Consider the following 12,965-nt stretch of genomic DNA (forward strand, 5'->3'; position numbering starts at 1 on the left):
CGACGGCATCGTGCGCGTCGCCGCGGTGGGCCGATCACACGCCACCTGGTCGTCGACGCCTTGGCCGGGCCGTTCCGGGGGCGGCACCGGGCCTATGATCGACCCGGCCGTGGGAGGCCGGAGGGGGCAAGACACCGTGGACGAGCACGCTTCGCTGAGTGAGGTCGTCTGGGGGCGGGATCTGCCTCTGCGCTTCGCGCTCGTCAGCGAAGAGTGGGACGGGGAGCAGACGGTGTGGGCGCGGTGCGTCGATGCCGACGGGCTGTTCCTGGACCGGGCCGTGTTCCGGCAGCGGCTGACCCTCCTCGGCTGCGCCCCCACCGGCAGGCTCCTCAAGGCCGCCGAACGGTGCGCGACGAACGCGCGTGTCCCCTTCGGCGAGCTGAATTTCACGGTGCACGACGTGGACGCCGAGGATCCGTACACCTACGACTACTGCGCGCTCGACGACGCCGTCCTCATCGACGCCAGGCCGTGTGCGAAGGATCCGGCGCTGCTCGACCTCGTGCTCGAAGGCGTGGTCACCGAGGGGCCGCCCTACTCCCGCAAGGAGCCCGCGAGGACGGATGTGGCACTCCTGAACGGCACCAGCGGCGGCCCGCTCGGGCACTGCCGCCGGGTGGAGGGCGTGTACGGTGACCGGCCGGACCCCGTCCGCCGCCCCGTACGCCTCATCGGGTGCGAGCCCGCGCCGAATCTGGTGCGCCGGTTGGTCCGCCCCGGCGGCGGGGGCGACCACATGAAGCTCTGGCTCCTCGACCGTGCGGGCAGGCCGACCGCGGTCGAGGAGCACATCACGGCGGATGTCGACGAGTGCCGCCCCTCGGCGCTGGGCGGTGCGCTGATCGACGTGACGCTCAAGAGGGGGCTCTTCCGCCGCATTCCCTTCCCGCCCGCGGCCCGGACCGTGTGGGACGCCTGGTACGAGGGTCCGCCACGGGAACGCAACGCATGGGCACAATTCCCGACCGAGGGGCGCAGCGAGTGGCTGCGGTTCACGGAAGTGTGCCGGGGACCCGAGCAGGCCGGTGCGGTGTTCGAGATGGACGGGCGGCACGCCACGGACATCCCGGGCCTGCACTGCGCGATCGGCGAGGCGATCGGCGGCCCGGGGCGGCGGTGGCACCAGTGCTGGAACGCGCTGCGCGGCTGCCAGTGCCACGGCGAGGCGCCGCCCGCGCCCTTCACCCTCGTCTGGCACGACGCGGACGTCGCCCGGCAGCACTTGGCGGGCGTCAGCGTGGACACGGACGGCGAGACGGGCTACTTCGACGCGGTGGTGCCGTTTCTGGAGCGGATGGGCGTCACCGTGGTGCTGCGCTAGGTGTACACCGAACCGGCAACGGCCGAACAACTGGAGCGGGTGGCCGCCGCGCTGCGTGCGGGCGCCTTCGCGGCCGAGATGCGGAACCGCGCCAGGGTGCGGCACCGCGCTGCTTCTCCGAGAGGGCATCGGCTACTGACCCGGCCGGCGGACGCGAGGGCGGCCGGGGCCGTCCCGGGACTCGGGTGGCCCGGGCCGTTCACCGTCCATGGCCGGTGACCGCCCGGAGCAGGAGGAGCGCGATGTCGTCCGTGTTCTGCCGGGTGGGGCGGAACTCTTCCAGGAGATCGTCGATGATCAGGTCCAGGTCCAGGCCAGCGGCGCGGTCGAGGCAGTGGGCAAGTCGTGCGAGGGAGTCGTCGAGGTCGACGCCCGGTGACTCCACGAGGCCGTCGGTGTAGAGGGCCAGCGTCAGACCCGCGGTGAGGGGGATGTCGGTGACGGGATAGGTGGCATCGGGATCGACACCGAGGAGGGGACCGGGGGAGACGTCCAGGGGGACGGTGTGCCGGCCCGGCAGGCACAGAAGCGGCGGGGGATGGCCGGCGGTGGCGACGCGCAGGCGTCCGCGGGCGAAGTCGAGGTGGGCGTAGAGACAGCTGGTGAACAGGCCGGGGTCGAGGTCGGTGAGGAGCCGGTTGGTCCGCGAGAGCACCTGGTCGGGCGAGGTGCCGAGGGTGGCGTGGGCATGGACACCGGTGCGGACCTGCCCCATCAGCGCGGCGGCGGCCACGTTGTGTCCCTGAACGTCACCGATCACGGCTGCCGCGGCGGTGTCGCCGAGGCGGAGCAGGTCGTAGAAGTCGCCGCCGATGTCCATACCGCGGGTCGCGGGCAGATAGCGGGCCGCGACCCGCAGGCCGTCGACCGCGGGAAGGGCGTGCGGCAGCAGGGACTGCTGGAGGCCGTGGGCGAGCTGCTGCTTCGTGTCGTACAGGCGGGCACGGTCGAGGGCCTGTGCGACGAGGCCTGCGAGCGAGGTCAGCACGGCGCGTTCCTCGGCCTTGAACGCATGAGGGTGGTCGTAGGACAGGACGCAGCAGCCGACGGGTCGGCCGGAGATGATCAGCGGCAGGAAGGCCCATGCCTGCTTACCGCTGACCGTCGGGGCCTCGGGGTAGATGCGCCGCATCTGATCGGGGTCGGAGAAGAACGAGGGGATGCCCGTGCTGAGGGTATGGCCGGCGGGGGTGAAGGAGGTGTCCAGCGGCAGGCCGTCGAGGCGTTCGACGACGTGGGACGGATAGCCGCGATGCCCGGTGATCCGCAGCCGCCCGGCGTCGGCCGCGGACAGGACCAGGCCCTGGGCCCCGAAGGCCGGCATGATCTGGTCGGCGATGAGGTCGACGACGTCCTGGACACCCACGACCTCCGTGAGGGCGGCGGCCAGGTGCACGAGCTGGTACAGCTGCCCGGCGCGGGCCGGTGAGGCGGTGTTCAGGGACTCCTGGGACGGCGCGGGGGACGGCGACCGCGCCTCTGTGGGAACGATGCGCACGCTGATGCCGCTCGCGTCGGGGTAGAGCTGGAAGTCCAGCCACCGGTCCGGTGGGCGGCACGCGGTGAAGGCGACGGGCTCGCGGCTGATCACCGCGGCACGGTAGCGGTCCTCGTACGTGGCGTCGTCGAGCCAGGGCAATGACTGCCACGGCAGCGTACCCAGCAGCTGACCGGCGTCGCGGCCCAGCAACTCGGCGGCCCCGAGGCTCAGATAGGTGATGCGCCCTTCCAGGTCCAGCGAGCAGGAACCGCCGGGGAGACGCTCGGCGAAGTCGGCGGCGGCCAGCGCCGGAGTCGCGACCGGCCGCCCGGCCGCGGCGGGCAGGATGCGGGGCCCGCTGCCGTGGACCGGACTCCCGGATTCGGCGGCCTCCTCGAGCAGCCGGGCCAGATTCCCGCAGGCGGAAGTGATGTGGCCCCGCTCCCGCGGGGTCATCCGCGGCGGGCGGGTGGCGGGCCACATCAGCAGGAGCGAGCCCCACCGCAGGACGCCGGTGACAGGTGCGGCGGCCAGCGCGAGCGGATAGGGGAGCGCGACCGCCGTGCGGGGATAGGAGTGGGCCATCTCCTCCTGGCTGCCCACCCAGATCAGGCGGTCGTCGCGGAGGGCGTCCGCAACCGGGGCCGGAGCGGCCACCGGCACTCTCGCCCAGGGGGCGGCGAACTCGGCCGGCGCACCGCACAACACCTCGAGATGCAGCACCTGTCGGTCCGGCGCGAGCAGATAGAGAGCACCGATCGCGGCACCAGTACGCCGTACCGTCTCCGCGAGCGCGGCATCCACCGCGCCGACATCGACTCCGGGGTCGCCCGTGCTGGTCACGAGGCACCTCCAACGTCGCCTATACGGGACGTTACGCCGACCCGGAGGGCAAGGCACATTCGTCTGTGCCGGGGCGAGGCCCGGGCCTCCGCCGGTGGGTGGCGCCACGGCGTACGGACCTGTCGGCTCTCGAGCGGAACGACCCCGGCGGCGGCCGGGGCTCCGTCAGCTCTCGAAGCGGCGGCGGGAGGCCTCGATGTGGCCGAGGTACCGGTGGGTCCAGCCGCACATGCCGCTGACCGTCGCGCGCAGGGCCTGGCCCGGTTCGGTGAGGGTGTACTCGACGCGTGGCGGCACGGTGGGGTGCACGTCCCGCTCGACCAGGCCGTTGCGCTCAAGCATGCGCAGGTTCTGGGTGAGCATCTTGTGGCTGATGCCCTCGATCTCGTTCCGCAACTCGCTGAAGCGCAGGGTGCGTTCACCGAGAGACTCGATGATCAGGAACGCCCACTTGTTGGCGACGTCCGAGAAGATCTCCCGGGCCAGGGAGTCCGCGCGCGTCAGGTCCGCGTCCTCGGGCGAGCCGTTGAACTGCTTGGTCACCATCAGGTTCCCCAGTCACTGAAAAGTGCCTTCTTCCAGGTCAGCGCTCACTCTCCTACAGTTTCTGAGTAACCACAAGAGACCACGGGCGGGCTCGCTCCGTGGGAAAGGAGCCCGCGGGCTCTCATGACAAGGAGGCGGGCAGCATGGCCATCACCCTGGTGAACCCCGGCGGACTGCCGGAGATCGATGCCTATCGGCAGGTGTCCGTCGCGACCGGGTCGAGACTGGTCTTCGTCGCAGGGCAGGTCGCATGGGACGCCGACGGCGTGACGGTCGGCGAAGGCGACCTCGCCGCTCAGGTCGAGCAGTGCTACCTCAACATCGGCACCGCCCTGGCCGAGGTCGGTGGCTCCTTCGACGACGTGGCGAAACTGACCGTCCACGTCGTCGACTGGACCCCCGACAAGATGCCCCTGTTGCTGGAGGGCGCCGCTCGGGCCGCGGCGAAGCTGGGGGTCACGCCGGTACCGCCCGCCACGCTGCTGGGCGTTGCGGCACTGTCCGTACCGGACCATCTTGTAGAGGTCGAAGCCACCGCGGTCCTCGACTGAACAGGCTCCTCGCCGAGGGACCCCGCCTCGACGGACGTCCCTCGGCCGGAGCGCGCTCTCGTGTCACGGCAACGAACGTGTCAGCCAGGCCACTTCACCGCTGTCCTCCATGGAGACGTGATCCCGCTCGAACCTGAGCTTCTCAAGGACGCGGAGCGACGGTGTGTTCCACGTGCCGACGGTCGACCAGAGCCGTTTCCGCCCGGTCGCGATTGCGGCATCGAGCACTGCCCTGGCCGCCTCGGTGGCGTAGCCACGCCCATGCGCACGCTGGAACAACTCGTACGCGATCTCAGGCTCCTCCAGGGTGGAGCGGCCGATGATCAGCCCGCAATAGCCGATGAAGTCGCCTTCGTCGCGGCGCTGGATGGGCAACAGGGCGATCCCCGTGGTCGCCGTCGCGGCGAGCAGCTCCGCGATGGACGTACGGATGTGCTCGACCGTAGGGGTCCCCTTGCCGCGTTCGGCGAGGAGGGCGCAGAACTCAGCGGCGTCCGACTCGGCCCACGGCCGCAGTATCAGCCGCTCGGTCTCAAGGTGGAACGACATCGTCTCGTACGTAGTCATGTCCCCACTCTGTCCCACTGATCACGAACTACAGCCGGAGCACCAGTCGTAGGCGGGAGTGGCAGTGATGGTCCGGCCGCGGCCAAGGCGGCCGGCCGGCGCCCCGCGTAGTTACCTCGTACGTGACGTCCGCAACCGCGGGGAATTCAGACGCGTCTCCGACCGTGCCGGCCGCGTCCGCGGGCCGGTGTGCGGAACAGATCGGGGGGACCTGCGGTGAACGGAACAAGAGGCCTGACAAGACGGGGATCGTGGATGATCGCCTCGCTCGTCCTGGCATCGGTGGCAGTGGGCTGCCAGGACACGGACGGCAACGGCAACGGCCCGGGAGCCGAGTCGCCCGACCGGGGCAGTTCTTCGCAGTCGCCCGGTGGCGGTGCCGGCCACGATGACGGCAAGGAATCCGCCGAGCCCTCGCCCCGCCCGTCGGACAGGCCGGCCGGTGGGCTGACCTGTGACCGGCTCCGCAACGCGGAACTGCAGAACTCCGAGCTGCGGCTGCCGGACGCCCCCGCGGGATCCATCTCGTTCACCGACGGGCGGTGGGAGGGCGACGGCATCGTCATCGAGCTCCAGCCGCAGTGCGACATCGGCGACATGACCGGCGACGCGGCGCCGGACGCCGTGGCGCCCATCAAGGTGACGACGGAGGGTACGGGCAAGTTCTACGCCGTGGTCACCTGGCGCAACGACGCGGGCACGCCGGTGCCCGCCGCGGCGGTCTCGCTCGGGGACAGGACGCCCGTGGAGTCCGTCGAAATCTCCACGGCGCCCCCGAGGCAGGCCACCGTCGTCCACCTCACCCGCGGTGACGACGACCCTGCCGCTGTGGTGACGATCAGGCGGACCGCCGTTTACCGGGTGGCGGGTCCCGTCATGGCCGAGCTCCACCACAGCGACGCCCCGTACACCCCCTGAGCCCACCGTGAAGGCCGCGGCGGGCTGCCGCCGTACGGGCGGCGGGGGCCGAACCGCACGGACGGGGTTCAGCCAGGGATCCGTACGGCCAGCAGCGCCACGTCGTCCTCGTTCTGCGGTGGTCGGGACCGCTCGAGCAGATGGTCGGTGAAGGGCTCCAGAGGTCGGTGGGCCAGGGACGCGGCGTTCCGGCGCAGCCGCTCCAGACCCTCGTCCAGGGAATGACCCGAGGCCTCGATCAGGCCGTCGGTGTACAGCACGAGGGTCGACCCCGGCGGCAGAGTCACGGTCGCGTCGACGCGGCCCTTCGGCGCCTCGTGGGCCGCGACGCCCAGGAGAAGGCCGTGGCCACCGGTGAGGAAGTCGGCCACGCCGTCGTGCGTGACCAGCAGAGGCGGCGGGTGGCCGGCGTTGGTCCAGGTCAGCTCGGGCTGCTCGTCGTCGGCCACCGTCATCCGGGCATAGATGAGGGTGGCCATGGAGGCTTCGGCGATGTGCAATGACGCGTGGTCGAGACACTCGACGATCTTGCTCGGCGGTTCGTGCTGCGCCCAGGCGTAGGCGCGGAGCATGTTGCGCAGCTGCGCCATGCCGGCGGCGGCGTCCAGGTCGTGGCCGACGACGTCGCCGATGGCCAGGGCCGTGGTGCCGTCGCTCAGGGAAAACGCGTCGTACCAGTCGCCGCCGACCTGCGAGGCGTTGGGCGCCGGCACGTAGCGGGCTGTCATCTCCAGCCCCGGCACAATCGGCAGCTGGGGCAGCAGATGACGTTGCATGGTCTCTGCGACCTTGCGCTGCCTCTGGTAGAGGCCGGCGTTCGCCAGGGCCAGGCCGGCCCGGCGCGCGATGTCCTCCAGCAGGGCGACGTCCGCCGCGGTGAAGGGCTCCGGCCGCTCGGAGCGGCCCAGGGTGACGGCCCCGAGGATCTCCCGTACGCCGCGGATGGGCGCGATGACCGCCGAGTGCATGCCGGTCGCGTCGAACAGGCGGCGCTGCTCCACCGCGATGCCCGAGTCCGGCGGGCCCTGGTACGTCTCCGGCCCGGCCAGCGCGGACGACACGCCGCGCAGAGCCCGGGACAGGGGCATCGGGGAACCTTCCGGTACCGGCGGCATCGGCCCCTGGAGCTCCTCCCGGTGCACCAGCGTCTCGTCCTCCACGTGCACGACGGCGCGGCGCCACACCTCGTCGCGCTCGGTTATCAGGTCGACGACGGCCCAGTCCGCGAGGCGGGGCAGCACCAGGTTCACGAGTCTTCGCAGCGCCTCGTCGACATCCAGCGTGGAGGTGAGCGTCGTGGTCGTCTCGGCCAGCAACGCCAGCCGTTCGAGCTCCGAGAGCGACGCGGAGGGCCGGTCCGGGACCGCGGCCGCCGGATCCGGGACATCGTGGGGATGGAAGATCACAAGGGTGGCGGTGGTCCGTTCATCGAGCAGGCAGGGCGTGGACAGCCACGACACCGGCAGCATCGAGCCGTCCCCACGCACCATCCACTCGCCCGTTCCCTGCGCCGTGCCTCCGGCGAAGACGGCCTGCCGCACCGGGCACTGGGCCCTCGCGATGGGTTCGCCGTGGCGGGTGCGGTGCAGCATGTCGTGCGCGTCCTGACCGAGGAGCTCCGCCGCGGTCCGGTCCAGAAGCTGCTCGGCCCCGGAGTTGACGCCGATGATGCATCCCTCGTCGTCCGTCAGATAAGCGCCGGTACGCAGGGCGTCCAACGCCACGGTCAGCGTCTCCAGCGCCTTCTCCGGAAACCGACCGGCGACCGGCTCCACCGTCTTGGGGTCCGTCATGTTGTGGTTGCCTCCCCTGGCCGAAGGGCCCATTCCGCCGTCCGTCGTCCGTCCCTGCCGTCTCTCCACATGCCCCGACGGGCGGATGTGACGCTCGCGGGTCCACGGCACCCCAGGGCCTTGCCCCGGATTCGACGGGTTCGCCCTGACCTGGTGACGGCATGACCGGCAGGCCGGAGAAGGACGAGGTCCACGGTATTCGACGCAGAGGCCCGCCGACCTGCCGGAGGTGCGCCCGAGGCCGCTCAGGAGCTCGGCCCGTCGCCGTCAGCGGGCGTCGGTGACCACGGTCTTCCCCGCCTGCCGGCGTCAGCCGCCGGCCGTGGTCCTCACCCGTGTCGGCCAGGTCGAGGCGTTCCGCGGGACGGCGGAGGACTCCGGTGAATCCCAGACCGGCCGGGACGGCGCCCTGGCACGGTCGGCCGGGTGGTGGACGACCGCGCCGGCGTACCGCCGCTGGGCACCGGCGGCCGCCCCCGGGCGGCGTCGGGGGGACGCCGCCCGCCGGCCACCGCACCGTGACAGTGGCGGACGGCCCGGCCGGAGCACCCCGGCCGCACGGGACCGGGCGTACCCCTCGGGCGACCAGTGCCGCGGCACCGCCCTGGCGAGGGGGTGAACGCGGGAGCATGCTGGAGGAGTGCCGGCTCCGCGGGGCGGTCGTACGGCGAAGGGCGAGTGAAGGTCCCCATGGACGAAGACATGAGCGGCCGACAGGGCCCCGGAGGGGACGGTCCCCCCGGCCTGCCGTGGTGGATCCTCGAGCAGCTGCCCGTGCCCGTGGTGTTCTTCGACCGCCGGGCCCGACTCGTGTCCGCCAACGACGCCACCCTCGAGTCTGTGGCCATGAAGCCGGAGCAGCTTCTCGGGCTGCGGCCGGGCGAGGTGGAGCCGGGTGTGGTGATCAGAGGTGCGGAGGGCCTCGAAGCGGCGGTCGAAGAGGTGATCGCGAGCGGCGAGCGCCGCAGCTACGAAACCCTGATCCGCCCCGACATCGGCCGCGAGGGCGTGTGGACGGCGGTCATCTCCCCGGTCAAGGACGGCGCGGGCCTTGTGCAGGGCTGCTCGGTGGTGACCCTCGACACGACCGAGCAGTACCGCGCCCGCGCACGCATGACCGTCCTGGCCGAGGCGAGCATGCACATCGGCAGCACGCTGGACGTGAGCCGTACGGCCGAGGAACTGGCCGAGCTGGCCACCGGGACCTTCGCCGACTTCGTCACCGTGGACCTGCTCGCCCCCGTGCTCGCCGGCGAGGAACCCGGCACCGTGGAGCCGGGAACCGCCCTCGTGTTCCACCGGGCCGCTCAGCACTCGGTCCTGCAGGACTGCCCCGAGCCGGTGCTGCCCGTCGGCGCGCGGCACACCTTCGCACGGGAGTCGGCGATGGGGCGCGTGCTCGTCAGCGGCAAGGCAGCGCGGTTCACCGTCGACGAGGAGGCGCTGCGCCTGGGGGAGGCGGCCGACCCCGACCGTGTGCACAGCATCCGGGAACACGGCATCCACTCCTCGGTGGTCGCTCCGCTCACCGCGCGCCGCATCACCCTCGGGATGGCCGTGTTCTCACGGCACCGCACGCCCGAACCCTTCGACGACGACGATCTGCTGCTCGCCGGGGAACTCGCCGCGCGGGCAGCAGTGGCCGTGGACAACGCCCGCCGCTACACCCGTGAACACGCCACCGCCCTCGCGCTGCAGCGCAGCCTGCTGCCCCGGCGGACGGCCCGGCAGCACGCCGTCGAGGTCGCCTCCCGCTATGTGCCCAACACCGCGGGCGCGGGGATCGGCGGTGACTGGTTCGACGTCATCGCCCTGTCGGGCGCCCGGGTCGCCCTGGTCGTCGGCGACGTCGTCGGGCACGGCGTCCAGGCATCGGCCACCATGGGCCGGCTGCGTACCGCCGTACGCACGCTCGCCGACGTGGACCTCGCACCCGACGAACTGCTCACCCAGCTCGACGACGTGGTGCTGAAACTGGACAGGGAGGAGTCGGTGGACCCCGCGGGAGGCTCCTCCGTCACCGGTGCGACCTGCCTGTACGCCGTGTACGACCCCATCTCGGGGCGGTGCACCATGGCCCGGGCCGGCCACCCGGAGCCGGTGCTCGTCCGTCCCGACGGCAGCGCCGCCCACGTCACGCTGCCCGGCGGACCGCCGCTCGGGGTGGGCGGACTGCCGTTCGAGGCGGCGGAGTTCGACCTGCCGGAGCGCAGCATCCTCGCGTTGTACACCGACGGTCTGATCGAGACACCCGGACGGGACATCGACGCCGCGCTCGCCATGCTGCGCGAGACGCTCACCCGCTCCACCGGCTCTCTCGAAGACACCTGCGACGCCGTGATGGCGGCCTTGCTGCCCGAACGGCCCGGCGATGACATCGCGCTGCTTCTCGCCCGCGCATGCCGCCTCGACGCCGAACACCATGTGTCCTGGGACCTGCCCGCGGACCCGTCCATCGTCTCGCAGGCGCGTAAGCACGTCGCCGCACAGCTGGAGCAATGGGGCCTGGAAGACGCCGTGTTCACAACGGAAGTGGTCGTCAGCGAGCTGGTCACCAACGCCATCCGCTACGGCGGCGCCCCCATCCGGCTGCGCCTCGTCCGCGACACCGCCCTCATCTGCGAGGTGTCCGACGGGAGCAGCACCGCCCCCCATCTGCGCCGCGCCCGCGCCTTCGACGAGGGCGGCCGGGGACTGCTGCTCGTCGCGAGCCTCACCGAATGCTGGGGCACCCGGTACGACCCCACGGGCAAGACGATCTGGGCGGAGCAGGCCCTGCCGGGCGCGTGACGCCCCGTCACACGCCGGGCAGGAGAGGCATTCCGTCCGACGTCGATGTCGGATTCCTGCCGGACAGCGACGACCGGGCGGTGTTTGACTGCCCACATGTTCACCACCCGGCCGGACCAGGCCCGCCGCTTCCGCTCCCTGCACACCTCGTCCCGACCCCTGGCACTTGCCAACGCCTGGGACGTCGCGAGCGCCCGAGTCATCGAGGCCGCGGGCGCTCAGGCGATCGCCACCACCAGCGCCGGCGTCGCCTGGTCGCTGGGCTCACCGGACGGTGACACCCTCACCCGCGAGCGCGCACTGGAACTGATCTCCCGGATCGCCGCCGCCGTCGCGGTCCCGGTCACCGCCGACATCGAAGGCGGGTACGGCAAGGACGCGGCCGACGTCGCGGAGACCGTCACGGGCGTGCTCGCGGCGGGCGCCGTCGGCGTCAACATCGAGGACGGCGCCCGGCCCCCCGGCGAACTCGCGGCACGGCTGGCCGCCGCCCGGCACGCCGCCGACCGGGCCGGCGCGGACCTCTTCCTCAACGCCCGCATCGACACCTACCTCTTCGCCCTCGGCGACCCGGACACCCGGCTCGCCGAAACCCTGGACAGGGCACGAACGTACGTCGACGCCGGCGCGGACGGCATCTTCGTCCCCGGTGTCACCGACACCGCCACCATCGCGGCCCTGGCCCGAGACATCTCCGTACCGCTGAACGTCATGGCCGGCCCGGACGCACCGAAGGTCGCCGAGCTCGGCGCCCTCGGCGTGGCCCGCGTCAGCCTCGGATCGGGCGTGGCGCAGGCCGCGTACGCCGCCGCCCGCCGCGCCGCGCAGGAACTCCTCCACACCGGCGGCTACGGCTCCCTCGCCGACGGCATCGCCTTCCCCGAGCTCAACGGGCTGCTCTCCGGGCCCCGCTGACCGGTCCACCCGCGCGCGGCGGTACGAGAACCTGGCCGCGCAGGCAGCCGCCCAAGCAGGTAGGTCGGTACGGGACACGGTCTCCCGCGCGCGGCGGAGACGTGAAGGCATTTCCGCGTCGCACCGCTCCCGGGGCCGTTCGCCCGGCCGGGGCTGGCGTGCCCCTGGACGCCGTCGCTCCGCCGCGAGCCCGTCCGGACCCGCACGGCTCGCTGCGCGGAGCCGCCGCGCCCCGGTACGGCCGGGCTGTGCGGACCCCGTGCGCGGGGCGTGACAGCATCAGGTGCATGGTGGAACGGATCATCGCCGCGTGTGACGGGGCGTCGAAGGGTAATCCCGGGCCGGCGGCCTGGGCGTGGGTCGTTGCCGGTACGGACGGTCAGGTGGCTTCCTGGGAGGCGGGCCCGCTGGGGAGGGCCACGAACAACGTGGCGGAGCTGACCGCGCTGCGCGAGCTGCTCCGGGCGACCGACCCGGTCGTTCCGCTCGAGGTGCGCATGGACTCGCAGTACGCCATGAAGGCGGTCACGACCTGGCTGCCGGGCTGGCGCCGCAAGGGATGGAAGACGGCCGCCGGCACGCCGGTGGCCAACCGGGACCTGGTGGTCGCGATAGACACGCTGCTGACCGGCCGGGACGTCACCTTCGTGTACACCCCGGCGCATCAGGTCGACGGAGACGCGCTGAACGCGGCCGCCGACGCCGCCGCGAGCCACACGGCCCGCTCCCAGGAGCCGGCCGGGTCGGCCGCCGGCTCCGCCCTGCCCCCGCCGGAGCCGGTGTCACGGCCCGCGACGGCGGGACGCAACAGGCGGCCCGCGGAACGGCGCTCATCGGCGGCGGGCACCTCCTCCCGTGGTTCGGTCGCGGCGAAGTTCCCCGGCCGGTGCCGCTGCGGCCGGCCCTACGCCAAGGGAGAGACGATCGCGAAGAACCCCGACGGTTGGGGCCACCCGGCATGCGCCACGGACGGCGGCTGAACCGGGGCGCGCGCCACCCCGGAGCGGCGCGCTGGCGGCGGCGACGCCGGCCAGGTCGACGGTGTCCGTGTCGTCCACGCGTCACCGCGCTCGCGCCGTCACGCTGATGGCCTGCACCGCGGTGCCGCCCTCTGTGCCGTGGTCCCGGACAGGGAGCGCTCTCCGTACGTGCGGCAGGCGCTCCCCGGCGGGAGCAGCTGTCCCGGTCGTTCCCCGGACGGCACGACCTGGCCGTCACCGGCCGCGGGTCCACGGGCC

The 12,965-nt window shown here is 72.5% G+C and carries 10 protein-coding genes; 6 read left to right on the forward strand and 4 right to left on the reverse strand.

Going from position 1 to position 12,965, the window contains the following annotated elements; genetic code table 11:
• The first annotated feature begins 136 nt into the window (after positions 1–136).
• Positions 137–1,324: a barstar family protein gene (locus MDN94_RS24115; RefSeq protein ID WP_482727943.1), complete on the forward strand. Its 1,188-nt coding sequence runs from the start codon at positions 137–139 to the stop codon at positions 1,322–1,324.
• Between the two features lie 199 nt (positions 1,325–1,523).
• Here the strand turns inward: MDN94_RS24115 and MDN94_RS24120 are convergent, their stop codons facing one another.
• On the reverse strand, positions 1,524–3,647 hold the full coding sequence (locus MDN94_RS24120) for a SpoIIE family protein phosphatase (protein WP_482727944.1): 2,124 nt from the start codon (positions 3,645–3,647) through the stop codon (positions 1,524–1,526).
• A gap of 165 nt (positions 3,648–3,812) precedes the next feature.
• The gene (locus MDN94_RS24125; protein ID WP_482727945.1) at positions 3,813–4,193 is read right to left on the reverse strand and encodes a winged helix-turn-helix transcriptional regulator; all 381 of its coding nucleotides are present in this window, start codon (positions 4,191–4,193) and stop codon (positions 3,813–3,815) included.
• A gap of 143 nt (positions 4,194–4,336) precedes the next feature.
• Here MDN94_RS24125 and MDN94_RS24130 point away from each other — a divergent pair, with 143 nt between their 5' ends.
• Entirely contained in the window at positions 4,337–4,744 is a 408-nt protein-coding gene (locus MDN94_RS24130; RefSeq protein ID WP_482727946.1) for a RidA family protein, read from the forward strand.
• Positions 4,745–4,807: 63 nt separating this feature from the next.
• Here the strand turns inward: MDN94_RS24130 and MDN94_RS24135 are convergent, their stop codons facing one another.
• On the reverse strand, positions 4,808–5,311 hold the full coding sequence (locus tag MDN94_RS24135) for a GNAT family N-acetyltransferase (protein WP_482727947.1): 504 nt from the start codon (positions 5,309–5,311) through the stop codon (positions 4,808–4,810).
• Positions 5,312–5,566: 255 nt separating this feature from the next.
• Between MDN94_RS24135 and MDN94_RS24140 the strand changes: the two genes are divergently transcribed.
• Positions 5,567–6,229 carry a hypothetical protein gene (locus tag MDN94_RS24140; protein WP_482727948.1) on the forward strand — a complete coding sequence of 221 codons (663 nt, stop codon included), beginning with the start codon at positions 5,567–5,569 and terminating at the stop codon, positions 6,227–6,229.
• A gap of 68 nt (positions 6,230–6,297) precedes the next feature.
• Here the strand turns inward: MDN94_RS24140 and MDN94_RS24145 are convergent, their stop codons facing one another.
• Positions 6,298–8,022 (reverse strand): PP2C family protein-serine/threonine phosphatase, encoded by a 1,725-nt coding sequence (locus MDN94_RS24145; protein WP_482727949.1) that lies wholly within the window; start codon positions 8,020–8,022, stop codon positions 6,298–6,300.
• 702 nt (positions 8,023–8,724) lie between these two features.
• Here MDN94_RS24145 and MDN94_RS24150 point away from each other — a divergent pair.
• The 3 genes from MDN94_RS24150 (at position 8,725) to MDN94_RS24160 (ending at position 12,707) form a co-directional block, all read left to right on the forward strand.
• Positions 8,725–10,812: a SpoIIE family protein phosphatase gene (locus MDN94_RS24150; RefSeq protein ID WP_482727950.1), complete on the forward strand. Its 2,088-nt coding sequence runs from the start codon at positions 8,725–8,727 to the stop codon at positions 10,810–10,812.
• Positions 10,813–10,908: 96 nt separating this feature from the next.
• Positions 10,909–11,727: an isocitrate lyase/PEP mutase family protein gene (locus MDN94_RS24155; protein ID WP_482727951.1), complete on the forward strand. Its 819-nt coding sequence runs from the start codon at positions 10,909–10,911 to the stop codon at positions 11,725–11,727.
• Between the two features lie 287 nt (positions 11,728–12,014).
• Positions 12,015–12,707: a ribonuclease H family protein gene (locus MDN94_RS24160; protein WP_482727952.1), complete on the forward strand. Its 693-nt coding sequence runs from the start codon at positions 12,015–12,017 to the stop codon at positions 12,705–12,707.
• The last annotated feature ends 258 nt before the right edge of the window (positions 12,708–12,965 follow it).

Source organism: Streptomyces sp. WAC00040, assembly GCF_056835925.1.